The 22,761-nt window shown below is 61.6% G+C and carries 35 protein-coding genes; all 35 read left to right on the top strand.

Features of this window, described 5'->3' with window-relative positions; genetic code table 11:
- The first annotated feature begins 31 nt into the window (after positions 1-31).
- Entirely contained in the window at positions 32-298 is a 267-nt protein-coding gene (locus tag ASG03_RS08040; protein ID WP_062693213.1) for a helix-turn-helix domain-containing protein, read from the top strand.
- Positions 298-582, top strand: a complete 285-nt coding sequence (locus ASG03_RS08035) for a hypothetical protein (protein WP_062693212.1) — start codon at positions 298-300, stop codon at positions 580-582. The genes ASG03_RS08040 and ASG03_RS08035 overlap by 1 nt, the downstream gene beginning before the upstream one ends.
- Entirely contained in the window at positions 579-947 is a 369-nt protein-coding gene (locus ASG03_RS08030; RefSeq protein WP_244475200.1) for a hypothetical protein, read from the top strand. Before ASG03_RS08035 ends, ASG03_RS08030 begins: the two co-directional genes overlap by 4 nt.
- Entirely contained in the window at positions 947-1,771 is an 825-nt protein-coding gene (locus tag ASG03_RS08025) for a ParB N-terminal domain-containing protein (protein WP_062693211.1), read from the top strand. Before ASG03_RS08030 ends, ASG03_RS08025 begins: the two co-directional genes overlap by 1 nt.
- The gene (locus ASG03_RS08020) at positions 1,768-2,226 is read left to right on the top strand and encodes a hypothetical protein (RefSeq protein WP_062693210.1); all 459 of its coding nucleotides are present in this window, start codon (positions 1,768-1,770) and stop codon (positions 2,224-2,226) included. Before ASG03_RS08025 ends, ASG03_RS08020 begins: the two co-directional genes overlap by 4 nt.
- Entirely contained in the window at positions 2,226-4,244 is a 2,019-nt protein-coding gene (locus ASG03_RS08015; RefSeq protein ID WP_062693209.1) for a transposase domain-containing protein, read from the top strand. The genes ASG03_RS08020 and ASG03_RS08015 overlap by 1 nt, the downstream gene beginning before the upstream one ends.
- A gap of 77 nt (positions 4,245-4,321) precedes the next feature.
- Positions 4,322-5,347: an AAA family ATPase gene (locus tag ASG03_RS08010; protein ID WP_062693208.1), complete on the top strand. Its 1,026-nt coding sequence runs from the start codon at positions 4,322-4,324 to the stop codon at positions 5,345-5,347.
- Positions 5,344-5,628 (top strand): hypothetical protein, encoded by a 285-nt coding sequence (locus ASG03_RS08005; RefSeq protein WP_062693207.1) that lies wholly within the window; start codon positions 5,344-5,346, stop codon positions 5,626-5,628. Before ASG03_RS08010 ends, ASG03_RS08005 begins: the two co-directional genes overlap by 4 nt.
- Complete coding sequence (locus ASG03_RS21385) at positions 5,625-5,918, top strand: hypothetical protein (protein WP_156381766.1); 294 nt, start codon at positions 5,625-5,627, stop codon at positions 5,916-5,918. The genes ASG03_RS08005 and ASG03_RS21385 overlap by 4 nt, the downstream gene beginning before the upstream one ends.
- Positions 5,915-6,211 carry a hypothetical protein gene (locus ASG03_RS08000; RefSeq protein WP_062693206.1) on the top strand — a complete coding sequence of 99 codons (297 nt, stop codon included), beginning with the start codon at positions 5,915-5,917 and terminating at the stop codon, positions 6,209-6,211. Before ASG03_RS21385 ends, ASG03_RS08000 begins: the two co-directional genes overlap by 4 nt.
- Before the next feature lie 2 nt (positions 6,212-6,213).
- Entirely contained in the window at positions 6,214-6,864 is a 651-nt protein-coding gene (locus ASG03_RS07995) for a DUF3164 family protein (protein ID WP_062693205.1), read from the top strand.
- Positions 6,865-6,874: 10 nt separating this feature from the next.
- Complete coding sequence (locus ASG03_RS07990) at positions 6,875-7,201, top strand: hypothetical protein (protein WP_062693204.1); 327 nt, start codon at positions 6,875-6,877, stop codon at positions 7,199-7,201.
- On the top strand, positions 7,198-7,380 hold the full coding sequence (locus tag ASG03_RS07985) for a hypothetical protein (protein ID WP_062693203.1): 183 nt from the start codon (positions 7,198-7,200) through the stop codon (positions 7,378-7,380). The genes ASG03_RS07990 and ASG03_RS07985 overlap by 4 nt, the downstream gene beginning before the upstream one ends.
- The gene (locus ASG03_RS07980; RefSeq protein ID WP_062693202.1) at positions 7,377-8,018 is read left to right on the top strand and encodes a gp16 family protein; all 642 of its coding nucleotides are present in this window, start codon (positions 7,377-7,379) and stop codon (positions 8,016-8,018) included. The genes ASG03_RS07985 and ASG03_RS07980 overlap by 4 nt, the downstream gene beginning before the upstream one ends.
- Positions 8,015-8,413: a helix-turn-helix domain-containing protein gene (locus ASG03_RS07975; RefSeq protein ID WP_062693201.1), complete on the top strand. Its 399-nt coding sequence runs from the start codon at positions 8,015-8,017 to the stop codon at positions 8,411-8,413. Before ASG03_RS07980 ends, ASG03_RS07975 begins: the two co-directional genes overlap by 4 nt.
- Before the next feature lie 83 nt (positions 8,414-8,496).
- A complete protein-coding gene (locus ASG03_RS07970) occupies positions 8,497-9,357 on the top strand; it encodes a peptidoglycan-binding protein (protein ID WP_062693200.1) in 861 nt (286 codons plus the stop codon).
- Positions 9,354-9,761 (top strand): hypothetical protein, encoded by a 408-nt coding sequence (locus ASG03_RS07965; RefSeq protein WP_062693199.1) that lies wholly within the window; start codon positions 9,354-9,356, stop codon positions 9,759-9,761. Before ASG03_RS07970 ends, ASG03_RS07965 begins: the two co-directional genes overlap by 4 nt.
- On the top strand, positions 9,758-9,979 hold the full coding sequence (locus ASG03_RS20995) for a TraR/DksA C4-type zinc finger protein (protein WP_082475618.1): 222 nt from the start codon (positions 9,758-9,760) through the stop codon (positions 9,977-9,979). Before ASG03_RS07965 ends, ASG03_RS20995 begins: the two co-directional genes overlap by 4 nt.
- Entirely contained in the window at positions 9,976-10,368 is a 393-nt protein-coding gene (locus ASG03_RS07960) for a Clp protease (RefSeq protein ID WP_200934693.1), read from the top strand. The genes ASG03_RS20995 and ASG03_RS07960 overlap by 4 nt, the downstream gene beginning before the upstream one ends.
- Positions 10,368-10,706 (top strand): VpaChn25_0724 family phage protein, encoded by a 339-nt coding sequence (locus ASG03_RS07955; protein ID WP_244475199.1) that lies wholly within the window; start codon positions 10,368-10,370, stop codon positions 10,704-10,706. The genes ASG03_RS07960 and ASG03_RS07955 overlap by 1 nt, the downstream gene beginning before the upstream one ends.
- Positions 10,699-11,280 carry a DUF3486 family protein gene (locus ASG03_RS07950; protein WP_062693198.1) on the top strand — a complete coding sequence of 194 codons (582 nt, stop codon included), beginning with the start codon at positions 10,699-10,701 and terminating at the stop codon, positions 11,278-11,280. Before ASG03_RS07955 ends, ASG03_RS07950 begins: the two co-directional genes overlap by 8 nt.
- A complete protein-coding gene (locus ASG03_RS07945) occupies positions 11,277-12,902 on the top strand; it encodes a hypothetical protein (protein ID WP_062693197.1) in 1,626 nt (541 codons plus the stop codon). The genes ASG03_RS07950 and ASG03_RS07945 overlap by 4 nt, the downstream gene beginning before the upstream one ends.
- 1 nt (position 12,903) lies before the next feature.
- On the top strand, positions 12,904-14,382 hold the full coding sequence (locus tag ASG03_RS07940; RefSeq protein WP_062693196.1) for a DUF935 domain-containing protein: 1,479 nt from the start codon (positions 12,904-12,906) through the stop codon (positions 14,380-14,382).
- A 106-nt stretch (positions 14,383-14,488) separates the two neighbouring features.
- A complete protein-coding gene (locus tag ASG03_RS07935) occupies positions 14,489-15,616 on the top strand; it encodes a PBECR2 nuclease fold domain-containing protein (RefSeq protein WP_244475198.1) in 1,128 nt (375 codons plus the stop codon).
- 119 nt (positions 15,617-15,735) lie between these two features.
- Complete coding sequence (locus ASG03_RS07930; protein WP_062693194.1) at positions 15,736-16,236, top strand: phage virion morphogenesis protein; 501 nt, start codon at positions 15,736-15,738, stop codon at positions 16,234-16,236.
- 226 nt (positions 16,237-16,462) lie between these two features.
- Positions 16,463-17,569 carry a peptidase gene (locus ASG03_RS07925; protein WP_156381765.1) on the top strand — a complete coding sequence of 369 codons (1,107 nt, stop codon included), beginning with the start codon at positions 16,463-16,465 and terminating at the stop codon, positions 17,567-17,569.
- An 11-nt stretch (positions 17,570-17,580) separates the two neighbouring features.
- Entirely contained in the window at positions 17,581-17,952 is a 372-nt protein-coding gene (locus ASG03_RS07920; RefSeq protein ID WP_062693192.1) for a hypothetical protein, read from the top strand.
- Positions 17,953-17,984: 32 nt separating this feature from the next.
- Positions 17,985-18,920 (top strand): major capsid protein, encoded by a 936-nt coding sequence (locus ASG03_RS07915; protein ID WP_062693191.1) that lies wholly within the window; start codon positions 17,985-17,987, stop codon positions 18,918-18,920.
- Between the two features lie 80 nt (positions 18,921-19,000).
- Positions 19,001-19,249: a hypothetical protein gene (locus ASG03_RS07910; RefSeq protein ID WP_062693190.1), complete on the top strand. Its 249-nt coding sequence runs from the start codon at positions 19,001-19,003 to the stop codon at positions 19,247-19,249.
- A 106-nt stretch (positions 19,250-19,355) separates the two neighbouring features.
- Positions 19,356-20,171: a hypothetical protein gene (locus ASG03_RS07905; protein WP_156381764.1), complete on the top strand. Its 816-nt coding sequence runs from the start codon at positions 19,356-19,358 to the stop codon at positions 20,169-20,171.
- Entirely contained in the window at positions 20,171-20,596 is a 426-nt protein-coding gene (locus ASG03_RS07900; RefSeq protein ID WP_062693188.1) for a gp436 family protein, read from the top strand. Before ASG03_RS07905 ends, ASG03_RS07900 begins: the two co-directional genes overlap by 1 nt.
- Positions 20,593-21,018: a phage tail terminator protein gene (locus ASG03_RS07895; protein WP_244475197.1), complete on the top strand. Its 426-nt coding sequence runs from the start codon at positions 20,593-20,595 to the stop codon at positions 21,016-21,018. The genes ASG03_RS07900 and ASG03_RS07895 overlap by 4 nt, the downstream gene beginning before the upstream one ends.
- A complete protein-coding gene (locus ASG03_RS07890; protein WP_062693186.1) occupies positions 21,018-21,206 on the top strand; it encodes a hypothetical protein in 189 nt (62 codons plus the stop codon). Before ASG03_RS07895 ends, ASG03_RS07890 begins: the two co-directional genes overlap by 1 nt.
- Positions 21,207-21,211: 5 nt before the next feature.
- Complete coding sequence (locus ASG03_RS07885; protein WP_062693185.1) at positions 21,212-22,141, top strand: phage tail tube protein; 930 nt, start codon at positions 21,212-21,214, stop codon at positions 22,139-22,141.
- A 65-nt stretch (positions 22,142-22,206) separates the two neighbouring features.
- The gene (locus tag ASG03_RS07880; RefSeq protein ID WP_062693184.1) at positions 22,207-22,620 is read left to right on the top strand and encodes a hypothetical protein; all 414 of its coding nucleotides are present in this window, start codon (positions 22,207-22,209) and stop codon (positions 22,618-22,620) included.
- Positions 22,621-22,761: the final 141 nt, after the last annotated feature.

Genomic DNA, 22,761 nt, shown 5'->3' with positions numbered 1-22,761 from the left:
GCCAACATCCGCTTTTCGCAGGAGAAACCAGATGACTAAGCTCCGAAAGTGGGACCGTCACGCCATCCTAGGCGAACTTCGCCGCCGTGGGATGACCTTAACGAAGCTGGCCGAAATCAACAATGTCAGTCCTGGGGGTTTCCGCACGATCTGGAACCGACCCAACGCGAAATCCGAGCAGGCAATTGCCGACTTCCTGGGCGAGCCTGTCGAGCTGCTTTTCCCTGATCGTTATCCCAAGACGACATCCAAGATCCTTTCGCCCAAATATGCCAACGTTGGCCGGAGTGCCGCGTAATGGTGGGCGCGAACGAACAACCGTCTGCTCTAGCCTACCGCGACAATTGCCGCAGGGACCTGAAGTCCCCGGCCGTCAGTCACAGCGCCGTCCGCGCCAAGACCGAACTCTCGCGCAATTTCGCACTCAAGCCTATGGCGAAAGTGACGCCCGAATTTGGCAATAATCCGTTCATTCCGGGTCGCTCGCCAATCTGCCGGGCTGCCGACACGACGCTGATCTTCAGCGTGGTCGTCATGGGTCTGATTGCGGTCATCGCAACATTTGCGAGGGCCAGCCTGTGAGCCAGATCAACCCCTTTTCCGCAGAAGAGCGCCTGCAGGCGATGGTCTCAGCTGCATATCGTGCCAGCCGGTCCCATTTTAGCCACCTGCCGCTCCGCTTCATCATCGATCCGCCGGTCGATATGCTCGATGCGGCACTCGCCAGACAGGTCGCCATCCACATCCTTATGGTTCAGTTTTGCATCCCGCGCCGCCGCGTGATGGTGCTGCTCAGTGTCGGACGCACGATGGTTGGCCAGGCTGTGCGCACGGTCGATTACCGGTGCGATGAGCCCGTCTTCGAGCGGACGTACCGGGCAATCGCTGCTCGCGCCAACGACCTGTTCATGACTGCCCTCCATGAAGCCGTTGAGGATGCCGCCTAATGGCTAAGTTCATTCGTGCACCTCTCTCCGACATCCACATCGGCGACCGGCTCCGGCCGATTGATCCTGCTTATGTTGAGATGATTGCCGCTTCACTTACCGAGCGCGGCCAGATCAGCCCGATCATGATCCGCAGGACGCCTGCAAAGAACAAGGGTGCCACGCCCTTCACGCTTGTCGCTGGCGGTTATCGCACAACGGCAGCCAAACTGCTTGGGTGGACTCAAATCGACGCCATTATCGTTGAGGCAGATGCGCAGGAAGCGCAGATGCTCGAGATCTCCGAGAACCTCTACCGCAATGAGCTGAACCCGCTCGATCGTGCCATCTTCGTCATGACGTATCGCCAACTTTGGGAAGAACAACATGGAAAGATTACAGTCGGCGGAGATCGAAAATCAAAGTGCAACGATTGCACTGAGATGTTTGCCTCTGGGCGTGAGCTTTCTGTAGCTGTCCAGGAGCGGCTTGGCTTTGGTCGCCGCACCTACTTTCATGTAACGCGTATCGGTCAAAATTTGCATCCCACATTGCGCCAAGCCGTCCGCGGTACTGACGCCGAAACCGATCAGTCCGCTCTTCTGAAACTGGCGAAGCTCTCTGCCGACGATCAGCTGAAGGTAGCCGCCGCCTTGAAGGAAAGCCCGGACCTGAAGCCTATCCTACAGTGGCTGAAAGGCCCGAAGCCCGAGGCCGATCCGCAGCAGGCAATCTTCGACAAGATGGCGGCGCTCTGGAGTAAAGCCGACGAGGAAACGCAACGTCGCTTCCTCGACCATATCGGGTCGACCTCGGACTTTTCCTTCTTGGAGCGTGCAGCATGAAGCGCGATCCTCACCAATTCGACTTCTTTTCCGAAGCTGTATTCCCTGTGCGGCAAGCTGCCGAGCGGATCGACCTCGATCGTTTCCGCTCGCTTCTGAAGCGCGAAATGGCCCGTGCTATCCGCGAATGCCCGCATGACCGGCCGACGATAGCCGCCCGCATGGCCCATTATCTTGGCCTATCGTCCGTGTCGAAAGGCGCGCTCGATGCCTACACGGCCGAGAGCAAGACGGCACATGACATCAGCCTCGTGCGCTTCAAGGCGTTCGTTCGTGCGACCGGAGCCGTCTGGCTTTGGGATGTGGTGCTGAGTGAAGACGGGCTGATCCTGCTCGAAGGCGACGAAGCCCGGCTTGCCGAGATCGCGCGACTTCAGCAGGAGCAGCGCGAGCTTGCAGCCGAGCTGAAGTCCCTGCAGGCCCGTCCTGTTACAATAAAGCGAAGGGGCCGGTGATGAAAGAGTGGTTCACCATTCCGGAACTCGCTGAGGCCAAGCTGCCGGGCCTGCCGACATCTGTCCGGCGGATCCACGATCATGCCGATCGCGCGGCATGGGATCATCAGCCTGGCAAGTCGCGAGCAATTGCGAAGCGCGGGGGCGGCCGCGAGTTTCATTATTCGCTCCTGCCGCCCGAGGCCCGGCAGAAAATCGCCTTCCTGAACACCGACCTGACAGCCCCCGTCAAAGGCGTCTCGAAGCAGCTTTGGTCGCGCTTTGAAGCCTTGACCGACGAGCATAAAGCCATCTGCCGGAAGCGGCTTGATGTACTGATCGCGGTCGATGACATGAAGGCGTCAGGCATTGCCGCTACCGCGGCTGTGCAGCACTGCGCCCGCATGGCTGATATCGCCGTTACCACCCTGTATGGTTGGCGTCAGATGGTTGAAGGCCATGCGCGAGCTGATTGGCTTGCTGCACTGGCTCCTGCATTCTCGTCTGCGGTCAGCGGTCTTGTCGTCGATCGCGCAGACTGCCACGCCGAAGCTTGGGCAACTTTGAAGTCGGACTATCTTCGGCCGGAGAAGCCGAAGTTTACATCCTGTTTCCGCCGGATGATGAGCGCCGCCAAGGCAAACGGCTGGTCGCCGATCCCTTCCGAGCGCTCCTTGCGCCGACGCCTTGAGGCTGAGGTGCCGAAGGCGGTTCAGATCTTGGCACGGGACGGTAAGGAAGCGGCCGCTCAGTTGTTTCCGGCGCAGACCCGGTCCGTTGCTCACCTGCACGCCATGCAGATGGTCAACACCGATGGGCACAAGCTCGATCTGTTCGTGCGCGTGCCATGGAAAAAGGTTCCTGTCCGCGTCATCCTCATCGGGATACAGGACATCTACTCTCGCAAGGTCCTGTCGTGGATCCTGTCTGAGGCAGAGACATGGGAAGCAGTACGCTCTTGCATCGGCGCCATGATCGAAAACGCGGACGGCGCGCTGCCCTACCACATCTACATGGACAACGGCCGCGCCTTTGCCTCGAAGAAAATCTCTGGTCAGGCGACGGCCCGCAACCGGTTCAAGATCACAGAGGACGAGGTCGCTGGTCTTCTGAAGACCCTCGACATCAACGCGCATTTCACCAAGCCGTACTCCGGTCGATCAAAGCCAATCGAGCGGGCCTGGAGGGATCTGGCCGACGAGATCTCGCGCCACCCTGCCATGTCGGGCGCCTACACAGGGCCGAACGTGGACGAGAAGCCCGAGAACTATGGTCGTACGGCCGTCAAGCTCGACGTGCTCCAAGAGCATGTCGCGGCCATGGTGGAAGAGCACAACGCTCGTGAAGGTCGCCGGACGGAAATGGCCGGCGGCCGCAGCTTCAACGCGATCTTTGCGGAGTCGGTCGCCGAACCCTCGACCATCCTGCGCTATTCCAACACAGCGCAGCGCGCCCTCTGGATGCTCGCAGCCGAGAACGTCACGGCCCGCAAACCGGACGGCGCGATCCATTACGCCGGCAACCGCTATTGGGCGCCAGTTCTCAACCAGTGGATCGGCAAGAAGCTGACCATCCGGTTCGACCCGGCCAACCTGCATGGTGCTATCAAGCTCTACGATGGTGCGGGTCGGTTCCTCGGCGATGCTGAGTGCATCCTTGCCCATGGCTTCGATTGCCAAGCCGCCGCCCGCCAGACGGCACGCAAAGCCTCGGATTATGCCAAAGCGCAGAAGTCGCTGCTCGAACTCAATCGCACGATCGAGGCCGACCAGTTGGCCGACCTCTACGCCAAAGCACGCAAGGCCGAGAAGCGCCCGGAAGCGCCAGCGCCTCGTCCGGTCGTCACCCGCCTCATCACGAGCAGCAACCTCGCTCCGGCCGCATCAGTCGAGGCGATCGGCGAGGGCGAATTCGAAAACAGTTTCTCGCGTGGACTTGCCCGGATCATGGGCGAGGAGACCGCGATCATCCCATTCCCCACGGGGAAGACAGCGGCAGGGTCGTCAAAGCCCGGCCGTAAGACCAGAGCCGAAAAGTAATGCGTACGGTTCCGACCAAAAAAATGGGCGCCACAGTGAAGGGGCGCCCGAAGATACTTATGCAAGGAACCAAGTAGATGAAAAAAACCACAGGCACAAGTAGCGGATGGGAGCACCCGCAGCCGAGCGCCGAGTTTCTGGCCAAGCATCCGGCGCAGGACGTCGAGATCTGGCGCGCTCTGATTTCGCGCGTCATCGGCGTGGCCACGGCCAATGGCTGGAGCAAGACGGCGATTGCGCGCCGGACCGACATTGCGGAAGGCACATTTTCGCAGTGGGCATCGGGCAAATATCTCGGTGTTCTGGTCAACCAGAACATTCAGGTCAGCAACTGGCTGGCCGCACTTGAGGAAAGCTCGGGCCTTGCCTCTCGTGTTCCCGTCTCGCCGGTTTTCCAGCAAACGCTGGTTGCGCGCGAGATCCTCGAAACGCTCGCCTACGCCCAGGTGACCGCCGGCTTCGTCGCCATCACGCTCGATGCCGGTGTCGGCAAGACCACGGCGGCACGTCACTTCTGCCAGACCCGGCCGCACTCCTACCTCGCCACGATCAGCCCGAATACGAAGACGGTTCACGGCATGCTCGTCGAGCTTGCCGCCGAACTGGACGTGCTTGAGCACAACCCCGCGCGCCTGGTCCGCGCGATCGGCCGCAAACTCCAGAGGATCGGCGACGGTTCGATCCTCATCATCGACGAGGCGCAAAACCTTGTGCCGGAGGCCATCAACCAGCTTCGTCACTTCGTCGACATCAACAAATGCGGCGTTGCACTACTCGGAAACGAGGACACGGCCAGCGACTTCATGAAAGAGCGGTCGCGGTCGGTTTCCAGCCGCGCGCAGGTTCTGTCCCGCTTTGACAAGCGCCTGAAGCGCGAGCCGAGCCGCGGTGATGATGCACGAACCCTGATCGCCGCCTGGGATGTCCAGGATGACGACATGATCCGGTTCCTCCTCGGTATCGCCCTCAAGCCAGGCGCTCTCCGGCAGATCGACCGCACCATGAAGCTCGCCACGATGGCAGCGATCGGCGATGGCGACGAAGTGACGCTCAAGCACTTGCAGATGGCCTGGAAGAACCGGGATCTGGGAGACATTGCATGAGGAAGGCTCTCGACCAGACGCTGAGCACCGAACTCGGCCAACTGCGCGACGGAGCCAAGAATGTGCTGGCGGGTTCTGTCTTCGCAAACGTGCTGGATCAGAAGCTTCGCATCCTTGAGAAGCTCGCCACAAGCATGGAGCTAGAGCTTGCCATCCTTCGTGAAACCGAAGCCGGCCGCGAATACCGCACCCGCATCGAACAGACCGCCACGGACGCCTTGGCCGACATGTTGCCCCCGGAAGGCACGGTTATTCGTCCAGATTTTGGGAGGAAGTCATGACCAATAGCGCTCTTGCGTCAGAACATGCGGCGGTCGTTCGCGATCGGCTTAAAGACTACGTCCATGGCGGCAAGCACTTCACCAGCGACGAGATCGCCGCGTGGATACGTCGAATGAATACGGTCGTGTCGCTTGCGGAGGAGACCGAGGAGGAGAACCGCAGCCTCGGCAGACAGCTGGCGATTGTGCGCCACAACGCAGGTCCAGCATCGGTTGGCGGCAATGTTGTTGCTTTTCCAAGCCGTCGTCCGTCGCAGCCAACACGGAATGGAGGAGGCGATGCAGCATGAGAGAAACGCTCGATCTGCTGTTTGCCTTTCCGAAGGCTGACCTACTGAGACGGCTTCAGCCGGAGATCGACGACATCGTGAACCTTCGCCTCATCGAAGCCGCCAACCGTGATGAAGCCAATACGAGGGGCCGCCTTCGGGCGGTCCGCCTCTCAATCGACCGCTTGAAACGAGCCGTGAGCCGGTTCGAGCAAGCGCAATACACACCCGGCGAGAAAGCAGCCCGCGAGCATGTGGTTGCTACCGCCAAAGACCTCAAGAACGCCGACGACGCGTTGAAAAAAGGACGATGAAAATGGACGCAGTTATCCTGGAAGAACGAAGCGACGGTGTCATCGCCATCAACGGCCGTGACTTCATGGTCGATGCCAAGGGCTCGTATGTCCCGCTCTCCATGGTCAAACCGCAGCATAAGCTTGAAGACGAGATCGTTCGCAAGATCATGAGTTTTGCAGTCTCGCTAAACGAGCAGATCGGTCGGTTTCGTGGCCACACAATGACGGACCTCGGTGACTACGACGCTCTGATCGCGCAGGAGTACAATGCGAAGGTCGGAGGCGCGAAAGGCAACCGAACCTATCAAACTTTCGACGGGCTTATGAAGGTACAGGTTCAGGTGCAGGAGCTGATCGACTTCGGATCAGAGCTGCATATCGCAAAGAGCTTGATCGACGAGTGCTTGAACGAATGGTCGAGCGACAGCCGACCTGAGATCCAGTCCATCGTCACGCGTGCCTTCAACACCGACAGCGAAGGAAAAATCAACCGCTCTGAGATTTTCATGCTCATGCGGCACGAGATCGAGGATCCCCGATGGAAGCGTGCCATGGACGCCATTCGTGATGCCATGAGAGTGACGGGTTCGAAGCAATACGTGCGCTTCTACCGCCGAGAGAAACTCACCGACGAGTTTCGAGCGGTCACCATCGACATGGCCAAAGCATAAAGGCGGTCCAATGACGAACGACGATATCGAGGGTACCGAAAGCAGCCTGGCTGAAGGAGGTGCGTCTTCTGACGCTCCTCGTCCCGTCAACAGCTATTCGCAGGGGTACGCGCTGTGTAATGCGGCCGGTGTGCTCGTCGGCCACACGTATCGCTCTACTGCCGAGGCGGCGATAGAGGCGCATTTCCCTTCGAGTGACCCCGCCGGCGCGGAGAAGTGGGCCGAGATGCAGGCGCTTGGATGGACCGTGGAGCATGTCTACGCCCATGTTTTCAAGCCGCGCTTCATGATGGCAGCCACGCGCGTGGACCAGACGGCGTCCGAGGAGAGCGCATGAGACATTATCGGAACAGTGATGAGATCGTTGCTGCCCTTGTCGAAGAACATGAAAGGCAGGGGTTCAATATTCACACAACAGATCACGGCACGCTGGCGGTTAAAACCATCGAAGATGGCAAACTCCTGAGCGTCAATCTCAGCATCATTGCAAACGCGCTTTGGGAGAAATGGTCATGAGTTCGCTCGCCGCCATCAAGATCGCTCAGAAGCAGCTCGGCCTTGACGACGACATCTATCGTGCAAAGCTTCAGCTTATCACCGGCAAGTCCTCGGCCAAGGACATGTCTGAGGAAGAGCGTCAGGCTGTCATTGCCGAGTTTCGCCGCCTCGGTTTCAAGCCGATCGAGTGCCGACAGAACGGGAAACAAAAGCTGTCCGGCCGGTATGCTGGCAAGCTGCAGGCGCTCTGGATTGCCGGCTTCAACCTCGGCGTGGTCCGCGATCGGGATGACGCCGCGCTGATTGCCTTCGTGAAAGCGCAGACCGGCATCGACCATGTGCGTTGGCTTCAAAATGCCGAAGACGCTCGCAAGGTGATCGAAGCCCTGAAGAAGTGGCTGAGCCGCGAGGCACGCGTGGATTGGAGTGAGCATTCGCGCTTGCAGCTGTGGCAGCGTGCCGAAGGCTACCGGATTGCCTTGGCGCAATGGATCCTTTTGGTCGGTGAGGCAGAGGCGAAGATCCCACGGGCCTTTTGGGATGCCGTGAAAGGTATTCTCGGCCAGCAGGTGTCGGGGCGCGCGCTAACGCAGGACGAATGGATCACAGTCATGAACGCCTTCGGCCGGCGCATCCGGGAAAAGAAGGCACCATGAACTCAAACGGGCATCCCTCTGACCGTGTCTGGCTCACGCCGCTTCTCAACCGCATCGCCAATGTTGCAGGCGAGGAAGCGGCGATTGCGCTTGGGCGGGCACGGCCTGGGGAGCGCGTATACATTCCGGAACACGTGACCGCCGATCACTGGCTCGTCCAGGTCGTCGGTTTGGACGCGGCAGAGAAGATCGCCGCAGCCTTCGGTTCCATGAAGATCGAGATCCCGCAGGCCATAGCTGGCGACAAGCGTCGTCGGGCGGCTGCCATTGCTGATCTCATCGAGAAGGGCTATTCAACGAACGAGATTGTCCGTACCCTGGGCATCTCTCAAAACACTGTCGCCGAGCACCGTCGCAGACGTCCGCCGGCCGACCCGCAGCTCAAGCTGCTTTAGGTTCCTCGGGCTGCGATTTCGCAGGCCCGCTCTACGTTCCAAATTCCGTCATTGTCGCCCCAATCCCAACGGGGCTTTTCTTTATGACCACCAAGACACTGGCATTGTCTGTCGATGCTGCCACGCTTTACGCCGTCGTGCCGCGTCTGTCCGGTGCCAAGGGCCAGCAACAGCGCGCTGTGATTGGTGGCTTTGCGCCGTACCTCCCGGAGATGCTGACGCGTTTTAAGGTAACGTCTGCCCTTCGGATTGCTCACCTTCTGGCGCAGGTCGCCCATGAGAGCGACAGTTTCGCCACGACACAAGAATACGCTTCTGGCGCTGCATATGAGGGACGCAAGGACCTCGGCAACATCAAGGCCGGCGACGGCAAGCGCTTCAAAGGCCGCGGCCCGATCCAGTTGACCGGCCGGGCAAACTATTTCGCGTTCACTATCTGGATGCGGGAAATCGATCGCAGCTGTCCAGACTTCGAAGCCCGTCCGGAACTCGTTGCCGAGTTTCCCTGGGCCGCATGGGCCGCGTTCTATTATTGGTCCTCCCGCAATCTGAACGCACTGGCCGACCGTGACGATCTCGTCGCGGTGACCAGGGTGATCAATGGTGGCCGGAATGGTCTGGACGATCGCCGCCTCAAGCTTGGCAAGGCTAAGTCCGCCCTTACGCAGCTTCAGGTCCAAATCATCGCAGCCAATCAGAACATCGAAGACGACGTCGCCATTCTACGGCGCGGCTCCGAGGGTGAGGCCGTCGACCAGCTCCAGCGCGGCCTCGCAGCTGCCGGCTTTTACCTTCTGGCGATCGATGGAGACTTTGGTCCCGGCACGGAAGCAGCCGTGAAAACCTTTCAGCGCGCTCGTGGCCTTGTCGTCGACGGTATCGTCGGCCGGGAAACGGCCGCGATGATCCAGCCCTACACACCCTCCGAGGATATCGCCGCATGAAAGAACTGCTCATGTCGCAGCTGCTCCCGCAGCTGTTCAACTTTCTGATCGTCGGCCTTCTGGCCGTGATTTCCATGATGGCGCGCCGCTGGTTCGGCATTAGCATCGAGGGCAAGCACCGCGACGCTCTCCAGTCGGCGCTGGCCAACGGTGCGAAGCTCCTGCTTCTGCCGGGCGGCACGGTCGACCAGGCCGTCGAATACGTCCTGCACTCGGTACCGGATGCCCTCAAGCAGTTCGGCAAGACTTCGCCGGATGATATCCGGCAGCTGCTCGAGCCGCATATTCTCGGCCTTCCGAAGCCTCCGGTCCTTGTTCTGCCCGCGCCCGCGACCGGCGGTTCGCCTGCAGAAGGATCTGCCAGCAGGGAAGGTGCGCTTCCGTCGGCAGGCACCCGTCGGTGAAAACTTCGGAAGCCGCCCTCGATCTCGCCCAGGCGAGAATTGAACAGGAGCGCGATGCCAGCGTTAAAGCTGCAAGCATCGCGCTTTTGCAGACCGGAACGGATCTCTGCATCGCATGCGATCATCCGATCCCCGAAGAACGACGTCGAGCCTTGCCATCTGCCCGCAGGTGCACCGAGTGCCAGACGTTCGTCGAAGCAGAGAAGTATCACCGGTGAACACAGCAAACACTGTCGCTCTCGATCTGGCGCCGCTCATGTCCTGGATCGTTGCTGCCATGACCATCGTGAATTTTGCGATCCTTTTGAAAGGCATTCTCTCCTCTGGAGAGAGGAAGCTGGAGGAGCGCGTCGCCAAGCACGAGGCCAAGCTCATTGATCACGACCGGCGCATTCAGACGATCGAGAGCGACATGAAGCATTTGCCAGACAAGGAAACGACGCACCGGATCGAGATGACGATGCTGACGATCGTTGGCCGTCTCGACAAGCAGGATGCGACGCTCGAAGGCCGCTTCTCCTCCATGGACGAACGCCTGAAGCCGATCCAGGCGATCGGGGAGCGTTTGAACGACGTGTTGGTTGACCAGATGAAGAAGGCGGGCTGATGATCCCGATTGCGATCGATTACGACAAGGTCATGCGCGAAGACGCGCGCCTGATCATTCTCCGGGCTCTTTCCGAACAGGTGAACGAAAGCCTGTCGAGCAGCACGATTGAGCTCGTCTTGCAGACGTTCGTCATTCGCCAGCCTCGGTCGTGGATCCACGGCGAGATGGATTACCTTCGCATGATGGGCGCCATCACGATCGTGGACGCTGGCTCCGTCAAGATCGGCACGCTGACCGACCTCGGCTGGCGACACCTTCTCCGTGAAACGATCATCGAAGGGGTGAAGCGGCCGTCGCGCGCGATCATTCCGCCTGCTGGAAGCTCGCATGCGTAGCAGGCTCTCCGGTATCGAGCTTCTGCCGGAAGAGTGCGCGCCGATCGTTGCCAAGGCAGCGGCCGAGTTGCAGGACCGCGACCGGACGCAGATCGACATCTACCAGGACTTCTTTGCGGCCCTTGAGGGCTTGAAGCGTGAACATCGCGGCGAGCTGGAATTCACGATCCCGTCGTTCTCGGCCTTCAACCGCTATTCGATCAAGCTCGCTACGCTGTCGAACCGGCTCAACCAGACGCGCGAGATCGCCGCGACGATCGCCGAGAAGTGGGATGCCAAATCTTCCGACGATCTGACCCTGATCGCGGCCGAAGCGATCAAGACGCTGATCTTCGAACTGCTGACCAATGCCGGCGAGGCAGGGCTTGATCCGAAGGGTGCGATGTCACTTGCGAACGCGCTGCGCGCTGCCAGCCAGGCGCAGGGCGTCTCGACAGCCAGGCGTCAGAAGGTCGAGGCGGACTTTGCTTCCAAGGCGGAAGAGGCCGTCAAGCTTGTCCAGCGCTCCAAGGGTCTCACCGACGAGACGGCAAGCGAGATCCTTGATCAGATCCTCGGGGTGGGAACGAAATGAGCGGGCCCATCAGCAAAGAGCAGTGGGCCGAGGCGCGACGCATCTCGACAGACGCGGTCATCAACCGGATCGGCGCCCGCAAGGCGCTATTGCCGTATCAGCAGCAGACGCTCGCCCTCCTCGAGACAACCGCGTGCCGGGTGCTCTTCGTCGAGAAGTCGCGACGTATCGGCCTGACATGGGCGTGTGCGGCTTATGCCGTCCTCCGCGCTGCGCGTGCCCGCGAAGCCGGCGGAATGGACTTCATGTACATCTCCTATAGCCAAGAGATGACGCGGGAGTTCATCGACGCCTGCGCGATGTGGGCCCGAGCTTTCGCCCAGGCTGCCCTTGAGATGCAGGAGTTCATCTGGGACGACTCTGACAAGGATGGCGAGCGCGCCATCCAGGCGTTCCGGATCAAGTTCTCGTCCGGCTTCGAGATCGTCGGTCTGTCGTCGGCACCTCGCACCCTGCGCGGTAAGCAGGGCGTGGTGATGATCGATGAAGCGGCCTTCGTCGATAGCCTTGAAGAGCTTTTGAAGGCGGCGCTCGCCTTTCTCATGTGGGGCGGTCAGGTCATTGTCTGCTCGACGCATGACGGCTTTGACAATCACTTCAACGAACAGATCCAGGACATCCACGCCGGCCGGCAAAGTTACAAGCATCTGCGCATCGATTTCGACACGGCGCTGCAGCAAGGCCTCTATGAGCGCATCGCCTATGTGACGGGCAAGCCGTGGTCGGCCGAGGCCGAGGCCGATTGGCGCCAGGACATCATCAAGTTCTACGGCGCCGGCGCCGACGAGGAGCTGTTCTGCATCCCGGCGATGTCGTCAGGTGCATTCCTTCCCCGATCGCTGATCATGTCGCGGATGAAGGAAGATATCCCGGTCATTCGCTGGGCGTCGCCGGACGGCTTCGTCGACTGGCCGAAGGCCCTGCGCGATGCCGAGATCGCGGATTTTTGTAACGAGCAGCTCCTGCCGCATCTCAAGTGTCTCGATCCGACCATGCGCTCCGGCTTTGGGCAGGACTTTGGCCGATCGGGCGACTTGTCCGTGATCCATCCATTTCAGGTGCGTCTCGACACCAGCCTGCGCACACCGTTCCTTCTTGAGCTGCGCAACGTGCCGTTCGAAAGTCAGCGCCAGATCATCCTGTTCCTGCGCCAGCATCTGCCGCGCTTCTTTCACGCGGCCTTCGACGCAACGGGCAACGGGGCGGCACATGCAGAAGCGGCACGCCAGCATTTCGGGGTATCGTTCGTCTCCGAGATCAAGCTCTCGCAGCAATGGTACATGCTCAACATGCCGAAGCTGAAAGCCGGCTTCGAGGACGGCACCTTCGAGCTGCCGCTCGATGACGACGTGCTCGGCGACTACCGCCTCCTGAAGATGACCAAGGGCATCGCCAAGGTGCCAGACGATGCCCGCACGCAAGGGGCAGATGGTTTTGCCCGCCACGGGGACAGTGCCGTCGCCGGTGCCTTGGCCATCTATGCGAGCGAGCAGGACGGTGGCGAAGCCGGCGCCGGCGTGACGGGCAGCGATCGACCGACCGCTGGCCAGTTCACAGACGCGTCCGGAGGCTACGGCGCTGTCGGCGCACGTTCCGATCTTTCCGCTTTTACGGGGTACTGAGATGGCTGACACCACGATGGAGATCGCAACGATCCGGACGGACCCGTTCGTGCCGGAGTTCGCGGGCGTCATGCACCCGACCGACGAGATCCTGCGGACCCGTGGCCTGGGTAAAGGCCATCAGCTCTACGACGAGATCCGGCGCGATCCGCACGCCTTTGCCATCCTGCAGAAGCGGAAGCTCGAAGTCGTCAGCCGCGAATGGAATGTGTTCGAGGTCTCCGAAAGCGATCTCGACAAGCGCGCGGCCGCTGAGGTCACACGTCAGCTCAAGGCCATCGACTTCGACAAGCTCACACGTGGCCTTATGGGGGCTGTCCTGAAGGGCTTTTCGGTTGCCGAGGTTCTCTGGGCGAACGTTGCCGGCGTCTGGACGCTGCAGGCCGTCAAGGTCAAGAAACAGCGTCGCTTCCGCTTCGATATGGATGGCCAGCTGCGGCTTCTGACGCGCTCGGCCATGGTCGAGGGTGTGCCGGTTCCCGATCGTAAATTCGTGGTTCACCGGCATTCAATCGACGACGACGAGGACGATCCCTACGGCATCGGCCTTGGCAGCGTGCTCTATTGGCCCGCCTGGATGAAGCGCAATGCGCTTGCGCAGTGGCTCCGTGCGGTTGAGAAGCACGGAACGCCGACGACGAAAATCATTTACCCAGGCGGCTACGACAAGCAGCGCCAAGACGAGATGCTGGAGGCGATCCGCCAGCTTGCAAATGATACTGGCATCGCGGTCCCGGAGAACGTCATTGTCGAGCTACTCGAGGCAAAGGCTGGCGGCGGCGACGTGTTCGAGAAGTTGAACCGCTATCTCGACGAGCTGATGAGCGAGGCCGTCCTCGGTGAAACCTTGACCACAAACTCCGGTGAACGTGGTGCTCGATCCCTTGGCGAAGTGCACAACGAGGTACGCGTTGCGATCGCCAAGGCAGATGCCGATCTGATCTCAGCTACGATCAAAGACACCATCGTCCGCTGGATCGTCGAGCTGAACTTCCCCGGCGCCGGCGTTCCGAACGTCTGGCGCGATTTTGCCGAGGCCGAGGATTTGAACGAGAAGATCAAGTGTGACGAGACGATCTTCAAGATGGGGTATCGTCCGAAGGATCCGCAGTACATCGACGACACATATGGCGGGGAATGGATCGAGAAACCGGAGCCGGAGACGAAGCCGCCAGTGCCGGGCTCGCCCGGCAAGGGTGCGCTCGACAATCTGGACTTCGCCGATCCGCCGACCCGCTCCAACAGCGAACGTGTCGTTGAAAATCTGACTGACCAGCTGGAGACCGCCGGCGCCGGCGTGTTCGACAGCATGATCGGGCAAATCCGAACCGAATTTGCCGAGGCGCGAGACTATGACGACTTGACGCTGCGGCTGGCGCGGCTGTCGTCGGAGATGGGCGTGGACGATCTTGCCCAGCTCCTCGAACAGGCCGCGATGCTGGCCCAGCTCGAAGGCGTGGCATCCGTCGATGGCCGGTGAGCAGATCCCGTTTCAGGAGGCGATCGACTTCCTTGCCGGCAAGGTCAATCTCCCGACCAGGCGCTACGATGACTTGAAGCATACCGGCCACGTCCGCGGTTTTTCCGTGGCCGGCGTCACCAGGGATGACATGCTCGCGGATTTCCGCACGGCCATCGAGAAGGCACGCGCCCAGGGAACAGGCTTCAAAGAGTTCCAAAAGGACTTTGATGCCATCGTCGATCGCACTGGCTGGCTGTTTAACGCGCGTGGATCGACGGACGGGGAAAGGCGCGCGTGGCGGGCCCGGATCATCTACACGACGAACATGCGCACGAGCTACATGGCCGGGCGCTACAAGCAGCTCACAGATCCCGATGTGCTGAAGTATCGGCCGTACTGGCAGTATGTGCATTCCGGCGCGCTGCATCCGCGCCTTCAGCATCTGGCCTGGGACGGCAAGGTGTGGGCGGCAACCGATCCGATCTGGGACAGCATCTACCCACCGAACGGCTGGGGATGCGGATGCGATGTCGAGGCGCTGTCGCGACGTGAGATGCAGGCGCTGGGCAAGGATGCACCCGACGAGGCGCCCGAGCTGGTGAAGTATGAGGGCATCGACCCTCGAACCGGCGAGAAGGAAGAACGGATCAGCGGTATTGATCGGGGCTGGGAATACAACGTCGGGAAGGAATGGCTCGACGGTGTCGTCCCGACCGAGCTGCGCGATCCGCTCCCGCCATATGGGCCAGACGTGCCGGCGCCGGCCAACCTGCCGGATCTTCCTGAGCCGACCGTCGCCAAGAGCCGCGATCTGATGCCGGAGGGGCTTGAGCCGAAAGCCTATGTCGAGGGCTTCCTGAAGCGGTTCGACCTGAAGAAGGGCGAAGGTCCGTTCCGCGACAAGTCCGGGGGGCTGATCACCATCAGCAAGTCGCTGTTTGAGCAGCGTATGCCGGACGGGACCGTTGTTGGCCTGAAGAGCGACAAGCGCGGCCGTGGGCAGTATGCCAAGCTGCTGGCCGACGCCATCATCGCGCCGGACGAGATCTGGATAGATTGGGCCGCGGTGAGGAGCGGCGTCGTCTTGCGGCGCGCCTACCTGAAACGCGTTGTTTTGCCGGACGGCCGACAGCTCTTTGTGCGCTTCGAATGGACCAGCAAGGGCTGGGTGGCCGTAACGGGCTTCGATACCAAGGAAGACTATCTGCGGGCCTATCGCCGCGGCGCACTGCTCTATCGTCGGCCGGAATAGAAAAAGCGCGCCTGCCGGGGCGCGCTTTGCATCAGAAGATCTACGGAGGGCTCCGGCGCCTCGATCGACCGACAGCCAGAATATAGCACTGTCGCCGTCGCAGAACAACGGGAGACCGCATGGCAGCCGCGACCATCACAGTTGACGAAGCAGCCATCAACGACGCGCTCGCGCGGCTGCTGGCCGCTGCGGGCAACATCAAGCCCGCGCTGAAGAACATCGGTGAGTTCGAGGCCAAGGTCACGCGCCGGCGCTTCATTGATCAGCGAGATCCGGACGGTGCGCCCTGGGCGGCGCTCAATCCGCTTTATGCCAAGACGAAGAAAGGCCCAGGCATCTTGCGCGGCGAGACGCGCAGCCTTTCCCAGATCGTCTGGCAGCTCGCCGGCGACGGCGTCGAGATCGGCTCGAACGAAGTCTATGCGAGGATCCACAACGAGGGCGGCACGATCCGTCCGAAGACGGCCGAGGCGCTCGTGTTCTCGATGGGTGGGCAGACCTTCAAGGTTCAGAGCGTGAAAATTCCGAAGCGGCAGTTCCTTGGGTTTAACGAGGCATCGATCGCCGCTATTCTCGATATCGTCAAAGACCACTTCGTCGAGGCGATCGAGCAAAAATAGGCCGCTTGCAAATCGGGCTCAGGAGGCCAATGGTGCGCGTTAAGGGCCGGTGATGGCGCAAAGGTGCCTCAAACGCGCCAGCGGGCTTTGAAACGGCTTTGAAAACGATCTGAAGATCGTGTGCGGCATTCGCTTCGCCCCTTCCGTTCCGCTTTCCCGCCTTTGTTCCTCGGTGTGCGATTTCGCGGTCCCGACGAGGTGCGGTCGCTCGGCTTAGATGCCGGGCATGAAACCGTTCGAAATCTTCAAAACCGGCAGCCATGTTTCGACGCAGGGGAAGGCGATCACCTTCTCCGACGCCGATGTTGCGGCGATCGCCTCGTCCTACGATCCGGCCAATCACCAGGCGCCGATCGTTGTCGGCCATCCGAAGACGAACGCACCGGCTTTCGGCTGGGTAAAGGCGCTCTCCGTGAAGGATGGGCGGCTGGTTGCCGAGCCCGACCGCCTTGACCCGTCGTTTTCCGAGATGGTCCGCGACGGCAAGTTCCTGAAGGTCTCGGCCGCGCTCTATGATCCGGCCGCTCCGGGCAATCCGACGCCCGGCTCCTACCATCTCCGTCATGTCGGCTTTCTGGGCGCCGAGCCGCCGGCCGTCAAAGGCCTTGCCGGGATCGAGTTCGCCGAGGCGACGGACCTTGTCCTGGAGTTTGCCGAGACACCGTGGCGCACGGCCTGGACGATGGACAGCATCGGCCGGCTCTTCCGCGGCATGCGCGACTACTTCATCGAGACCGCCGATATCGCGACGGCCGACCGGATCATCCCGCAGTACGAGATCGACCAGATCACGGACAACGCCGCTTCCATGCGTGCTGAAGCGCGCGAGGAAGAGGTGCGGCCGACCTACTCCGAAACCATCAAGGATCCTCCCATGACCATCGTCCAGAAGACGGAGGCCGAACGGCTTGCCGATCTCGATGCCCGTGAAGCCGCCATCAAGGCGCGTGAAACGACCTTCTCTGAGGCCAGCACCAAGGCCCAGGCCGCCGCCGACGCTTCCTTCGTCGAGGGCATCATTGCCGCCGGCCGCTTGCCGATCGGCCTGAAGGACACGGCAATCGCGCTGTTTTCGGAAATGTCCGACGACGTGCTGACCTTCTCGGAAGCCGGCACGGAAAAGACCACGTCTCCGCGCGGCGCCTTCCGCGAGCTGCTCGAAAAGCTGCCCGTGCCCGTCACCACGAAGGAACTGGCCAACGACAACGGCCCGGACTTTTCGGACGGCAATCAGGTCGCCGCCGCCATCCAGACTGAAATCCGGGACGCCAAGACCCGCGGCGAGGACATCGATCCCGCCACGGCTGCAATGCGCCTGAAGAACCGCCGCTGAGGAGCGACTGCATGAACCCGTACACCAAGACCTTCGTCGCCTCGGGCGACCTCAGCCATCGCGCCCTGGTGAAGTTCACCGCCAATGATGGCGAGGTCGCGCTGGCCACGGCCCCGACCGATCTGATCGCCGGCGTCGTCGATTACCCGAACGGTGCAAAGAGCGGCGGGCGTGTCGATGTCGTGCTGTTCGGCCCGGCGGAGGTCCTCGTCGGCGGCACGGTCCTGCCGGGTGCCGGCATCACGGCCGATGGCACAGGTCGGGCAATCGCCGCAGCGCCTGGCGCCGGCATCAATCACTTCGTCGTCGGCCGCGTCCTCACCAACGGCGTCGTCGGCGACATCGCCAAAGCCTTCATCAACCCCCATCGCATCCAGGGCTAAGCCCGGACCGACACCCGCAGGAGCAGACACGCATGGCTGGACAGCCGTTTCCCGTCGATCCGGTACTGACCGGCATCGCCGTTGCCTTCAAGAATGGGGAGATGATCGCCGATCTGGTCATGCCTCGCCTCGAGCCGCGTCTCGGAACCGAGACCTTCAAGTACATGGTCTTCGGTTTTGACCAGACCATCACGATCCCGGACACCAAGGTCGGCCGCAAGTCCGAACCGAACATCATGGAGTTCGGCGGCACGGAGGTGACGGGCGCCACGGCCGACTACGGTCAGGACGCCATCATTCCGATCGCCGACATCAATCAGGCGCCCGCGGGCTACGACCCGGAAGCCTTCGCAGTCCAACAGCTTACCAACATCGTCGAGCTCGATCGCGAGAAGCGCGTTGCCGACAAGGCTTTCAACCCGCTCTCCTATCCCACTACCAACCGTGAGGTCTTGTCCGGTGCTTCGCAGTGGAGCCATCCCGACAGCAAGCCGATCAGCGCGATCACGGATGCTCTCGACAGCATGGTGATGCGGGCAAACGTTGCCGTCATGGGCCGGCTTGCGTGGTCGAAGCTCCGGCAGAACCCGAACGTTCTGCGTGCCCTGACGACGTCCGGTGTTGCCGATGGTCTCGCCGACAAGCGGGCTGTCGCGGATCTGCTCGAACTCGACGACATCGTCATCGGCTCCGGCTTTGCCAATGCAGCGCGTCCCGGTCAGCCTGCCCAGCGCTATCGCCTCTGGGGCAAGCACTGCGCCTTGATCCGCCGCGAGAAGATCGTGTCGAGCCTCGGCGAGGTCCCCACCTGGGGCTGGACCGCTCAGTATGGCGCCCGCGTTGCCGGTTCGATGGACGAACCGAAGATCGGTCTGCGCGGGTCGCGCCGGGTGCGCGCCGGCGAGAGTGTCGCCGAAGTCGTGTCGGCTCCGGAGCTTGGCTACTTCTTCCAGAACGTCGCGGCCTAAGCCCATCACGGCCTGATTGCCAGGCCAACGCTCTCCCCTTCGGCCAACCCGGCCGGAGGACAACCGCCCGAAGGGACCTCATGACCTATCGCAGCTTCATCTTCCTTGGATCCGCCACCCTCTTTGCGGCCATCTGCGCACCCATCGCCTACCTCATCTATCCGGCCATCGAGCTTGCGATGGTGGTCCTTCGCGAAACGCCGGTCGCTGCTTCCTTTGCCATCATGGCACCCGTGTTCGCTGTCGTACTGTTCCTCGTCATCGGTAGCCTGAAGCCGGTCTATCGCGACAGCTACCGCACCCACGGTCTCAGCCTCGCCGCTCGCTGACGCAAGTCAGCGGGGAATGCTGCACTCCGGCCGCGCGATCGGCCGGAGCTTTTCGAAAGGGACCGGATGGCTGGTTCCTTTCCGAAAGCTCGAAGGGAAACCGTTCATGGCCTCCAGAAAATCCGCACCATCCAGCGCGCCGATCGCAGCAGAAACCGGGACCGATGTCCTGGGCACGGCGCAGGATACCGCTATGCCTCCCGCAGCGGTATCCGACCCGTCCGGCTTGAACGGTCCGGACGGGACCATTCGCGAAGGTGAAGTCCTTTCCACCCATACCCCCGAGAGCGAGAGCGGCAGTGTCGTCGACGCGGAATTGGTCGCGTCGGAAATTCCGCAGGGCAACGTCGAAGCATCCGGCTTCGTCACAGAGCCCAACCCCGAGGTGCCGGCACTGGCCTCGGGGATCGATGGGGCAGTGGTCGAGGTTCCGCAGGGAACGGATGGCGGTGTCGCTGTTCTGGTCGAGGGGGCGCATACCGCTACCAATGAAGCGCTCGACGCACGCTCGCTGAAGTTCGCGCTCGAAATGACGGGCTGCACCGATGTCGATGATCTGATCGATAAGGCTACGGTTGGCCTCTCCCTTCTGCGCGCCATCGACACGCACGCCGACCTCGGACCGCTGCAGGGCTGGCGCCCGGCGGACGATCCGGCCGAAGTCGTCGGCGATCTGGTCAACATGGCTTCCGAGCTGCAGGCTCAGATCAGTGCGCTGCGGGCTGCGCGTCTCGCCGATGTCGACGGTGCCCGCCCTGCCTACGTCAACGATAAGCGGCGCTTCATTCTCACCGGCCGGACCCGGCAGAACAACGTGCTGAGGGAAATCGGAGAAACGATCGACCTCAGCATCACCGAGCATGCCGAGCTGCTCGGCACACTTGCGATCGCCTCCTCGTGGGATGAGGGCTTCGAAGTCTGATGCCTTATGCCTCGCTCGACGATCTGATCGAACGCGCCGGCCTGGATGAAATCCTCCAGGTCGCCGATCGCGACGGTGACGGCGTTGCAGATCCGGATGTCGTCGAGGCTTCGCTCATCCATGCGGACAACACCGTGAACGGCTATCTGGCCGTTCGCTTTCGCCTGCCACTGTCGAGCGTCGCGGCGATCGTCTCCACCTGGGCGGTCTCGATCGCCCGGTACCATCTGCATCGCGCCGGACCTCCGGATTACGTGGTGCGAGATTACAAGGATGCGGTGGCCGCTCTTCAGCAGGCAGCACGCGGCCTGATCGCTCTTCCGGGCGCTGACGGCATTGCGCCGGCGCAGTCCACGTCGGACGGCATCCGCGTCGATGGTCCCGAGCCCGTCTTCTCTCGCGAAAAAATGGGGGGCTGGCTTTGATCGCGGCCGTCATCGAGCGGCTGAAGGTCGAGCTGGGGACGACGGTTGCCGACGTCCTGCCGGTCGAGGATCTGGCCTCTGTCAGCGCCGGTACCGCGCCGCGAAACGGAACTGTCTTTGTTATTCCCTACCGCGAGCAGGCCGAGCCCAACGATCTGGCAATGGGCGGCTTCGAGCAGCTCGTGCATGTGCAGATCCTCGTGGCGTTGGTTTTGCGCCGCCATGCCGATGTCCAGGGCGCGCAGCGCGCATTGGATTTCGACACCTTGAAGGGCGCCATCGAGCAGGCTCTCGCCGGCTGGGCGGTCGATCCCCGAGGCGACCTTTTTGAACTGGTGTCGGCACAGGCCGCGCCGCTTGGCAACGGTGTCACCGTCTACGTCCAGACGTGGCAGACGAGCCGCTACCTGGAGACCGATTGATGGAAGATCAGAACGTAGGCGGATCGTACATCCGCCAGAAGGATGGCTCGCTGAAGCTGGTCGATCGGACCGAGGAAGCAAAGCCCGAGGTCACCGATATCGCATCGACCGATGCGCCGGCCGACGTCGAGACACCTGCCAGCCAGACGCCTGCCGACACCACGGCTGCGGCGAAAAAGAAGGGTTGAGCGACATGGCCAAGCGTTATTTCCGAAACCGCGCCATCCTCGTGAAGCGTGAAACGGTCTATGGCACGGACAGTGTCCCGACTGGCGTGGCGAATGCCATGCAGATGACGAACGTCGAGTTCGATCCGGCTGCAGGCCAAGAGGTCACCCGCGACCTCGTGCTTCCCTACATGGGACACCAGGGCGTCATTCTCGTCGGCAGCTACGGCACGCTTGCCGGAGAGGTCGAGGTTGCCGGCTCGGGTGTTGCCGGGACCGTTCCGGCGTTCGGCGATCTTCTGCGGGCCTGCGCCATGCGTGAGGTCATCACCGTCGGTCAGGACGTCAAGTACAATCCGATCTCTACCGGACAGGAGAGCGTGTCGATCCGTTTCAACGCGGACGGCGTGCAGCACATCCTGGTCGGGGCTCGTGGGACGTGGACGCTGGACATGGCGCCGCTGGCCATTCCACGCTTCAAATTCAACTTGTCCGGACTGCTCGGCACCATCTCGGATGTCGCGATCTCGACGGTTGATGTGTCGAAGTTCATCAAGCCGGTACCGGTGAACAAGGCCAATACGACGTTCTCGCTTCACGGCTTCACAGGCGGAACCGAAGGAATTTCATTCGACCTCGGCAACCAGATCGAGCCGGACTTCCTGATTGGCGAAGAAGCGATCGAACAGGTGGACCGCATGATGACCGGCAATGCCGTTGTGCGCGCTGATCTGCTGGCAGCTATCAACTGGTACGATCGCTCGGCGAAGCACACACTCGGCACGCTCGCAGCAGTCCATGGAACGACCCCCGGCAATATCGTCCAGTTCGACGCGCCGGCCGTCCAGCTCGGCCGACCGAAATACGGCGAGACCCGCAAGCGGATCAACAATCAGTTGCCGCTCTACCTCACGCCCGTCGTCGGCAACGACGAATTCGTCCTCACCTTCAAGTGACCTTCAAAGGCCTTTCACCCGGCCATTGATCCCGTCCTCTCGTCCTAGTCTCCTCAAGGAAATCCATGTTCAAGGTTGTCGAAAATCTCACCTTCTGGTGGCCAGTCAAAGTCAGCGAGCCGGATGACGCCAAGCCCGGCAAGTCGATCGAGCACGTCTTCGAGGTGCAGTTTGCCATCCAGTCGAGCGCCGAGGCTCGTGCTTCGGCGCGCGCCCGCACCGCGATCATTGCTGAGATCAAAGCCGACATCACGGACGAGCAGCTCTTCGAAGTTCAGGACCGTGTCGAAGAACACGACCTGAAGGCAATGCGCCGCGTCCTGAAGAACTGGCGCAAGATCGCTGACGAGGACGGCGCCGAAATCCCGTTCACCGAAGAAACCTTCGCCGCTGTCTGGGCTCACCAGCGCGTCCGCACCGCGCTCGTGCGGGCCTATGACGAGGCGATCACGCTCGAAAAGGGCCGCGTAAAAAACTGACAGCTGCGGTCAGGGTCTGGGCACTTGCCCGCCAGGGCCGCAGCGATCCCACCAAGCCCGCGCCGATCGACGAGGATCTCCGCCGGCAATTTGCAGAGCTCGGGCACATCATCCAGGCGGATGACGACGAAACCGGCGAGG

This window comes from Rhizobium sp. Leaf341 (assembly GCF_001424325.1).
GTDB lineage: Bacteria > Pseudomonadota > Alphaproteobacteria > Rhizobiales > Rhizobiaceae > Ferranicluibacter.
The sequence above is the reverse complement of the archived record's forward strand: the minus strand, read 5'-3'. Positions and strand labels throughout refer to the sequence as shown.

Coding starts and splice junctions, on each gene's coding strand:
- ASG03_RS07995 (WP_062693205.1), top strand. CDS start 6,214: ATGGACGCAGTTATCCTGGAAGAACGAAGCGACGGTGTCATCGCCATC.
- ASG03_RS07915 (WP_062693191.1), top strand. CDS start 17,985: ATGGCTGGACAGCCGTTTCCCGTCGATCCGGTACTGACCGGCATCGCC.
- ASG03_RS07945 (WP_062693197.1), top strand. CDS start 11,277: ATGAGCGGGCCCATCAGCAAAGAGCAGTGGGCCGAGGCGCGACGCATC.
- ASG03_RS07900 (WP_062693188.1), top strand. CDS start 20,171: ATGCCTTATGCCTCGCTCGACGATCTGATCGAACGCGCCGGCCTGGAT.
- ASG03_RS07910 (WP_062693190.1), top strand. CDS start 19,001: ATGACCTATCGCAGCTTCATCTTCCTTGGATCCGCCACCCTCTTTGCG.
- ASG03_RS08000 (WP_062693206.1), top strand. CDS start 5,915: ATGAGAGAAACGCTCGATCTGCTGTTTGCCTTTCCGAAGGCTGACCTA.
- ASG03_RS08020 (WP_062693210.1), top strand. CDS start 1,768: ATGAAGCGCGATCCTCACCAATTCGACTTCTTTTCCGAAGCTGTATTC.
- ASG03_RS07990 (WP_062693204.1), top strand. CDS start 6,875: ATGACGAACGACGATATCGAGGGTACCGAAAGCAGCCTGGCTGAAGGA.
- ASG03_RS08005 (WP_062693207.1), top strand. CDS start 5,344: ATGAGGAAGGCTCTCGACCAGACGCTGAGCACCGAACTCGGCCAACTG.
- ASG03_RS07890 (WP_062693186.1), top strand. CDS start 21,018: ATGGAAGATCAGAACGTAGGCGGATCGTACATCCGCCAGAAGGATGGC.
- ASG03_RS08015 (WP_062693209.1), top strand. CDS start 2,226: ATGAAAGAGTGGTTCACCATTCCGGAACTCGCTGAGGCCAAGCTGCCG.
- ASG03_RS08025 (WP_062693211.1), top strand. CDS start 947: ATGGCTAAGTTCATTCGTGCACCTCTCTCCGACATCCACATCGGCGAC.
- ASG03_RS07880 (WP_062693184.1), top strand. CDS start 22,207: ATGTTCAAGGTTGTCGAAAATCTCACCTTCTGGTGGCCAGTCAAAGTC.
- ASG03_RS07965 (WP_062693199.1), top strand. CDS start 9,354: ATGAAAGAACTGCTCATGTCGCAGCTGCTCCCGCAGCTGTTCAACTTT.
- ASG03_RS07940 (WP_062693196.1), top strand. CDS start 12,904: ATGGCTGACACCACGATGGAGATCGCAACGATCCGGACGGACCCGTTC.
- ASG03_RS07980 (WP_062693202.1), top strand. CDS start 7,377: ATGAGTTCGCTCGCCGCCATCAAGATCGCTCAGAAGCAGCTCGGCCTT.
- ASG03_RS07950 (WP_062693198.1), top strand. CDS start 10,699: ATGCGTAGCAGGCTCTCCGGTATCGAGCTTCTGCCGGAAGAGTGCGCG.
- ASG03_RS08040 (WP_062693213.1), top strand. CDS start 32: ATGACTAAGCTCCGAAAGTGGGACCGTCACGCCATCCTAGGCGAACTT.
- ASG03_RS07975 (WP_062693201.1), top strand. CDS start 8,015: ATGAACTCAAACGGGCATCCCTCTGACCGTGTCTGGCTCACGCCGCTT.
- ASG03_RS21385 (WP_156381766.1), top strand. CDS start 5,625: ATGACCAATAGCGCTCTTGCGTCAGAACATGCGGCGGTCGTTCGCGAT.
- ASG03_RS07920 (WP_062693192.1), top strand. CDS start 17,581: ATGAACCCGTACACCAAGACCTTCGTCGCCTCGGGCGACCTCAGCCAT.
- ASG03_RS07925 (WP_156381765.1), top strand. CDS start 16,463: ATGAAACCGTTCGAAATCTTCAAAACCGGCAGCCATGTTTCGACGCAG.
- ASG03_RS07955 (WP_244475199.1), top strand. CDS start 10,368: ATGATCCCGATTGCGATCGATTACGACAAGGTCATGCGCGAAGACGCG.
- ASG03_RS07905 (WP_156381764.1), top strand. CDS start 19,356: ATGGCCTCCAGAAAATCCGCACCATCCAGCGCGCCGATCGCAGCAGAA.
- ASG03_RS07930 (WP_062693194.1), top strand. CDS start 15,736: ATGGCAGCCGCGACCATCACAGTTGACGAAGCAGCCATCAACGACGCG.
- ASG03_RS08010 (WP_062693208.1), top strand. CDS start 4,322: ATGAAAAAAACCACAGGCACAAGTAGCGGATGGGAGCACCCGCAGCCG.
- ASG03_RS08035 (WP_062693212.1), top strand. CDS start 298: ATGGTGGGCGCGAACGAACAACCGTCTGCTCTAGCCTACCGCGACAAT.
- ASG03_RS07985 (WP_062693203.1), top strand. CDS start 7,198: ATGAGACATTATCGGAACAGTGATGAGATCGTTGCTGCCCTTGTCGAA.
- ASG03_RS07885 (WP_062693185.1), top strand. CDS start 21,212: ATGGCCAAGCGTTATTTCCGAAACCGCGCCATCCTCGTGAAGCGTGAA.
- ASG03_RS07970 (WP_062693200.1), top strand. CDS start 8,497: ATGACCACCAAGACACTGGCATTGTCTGTCGATGCTGCCACGCTTTAC.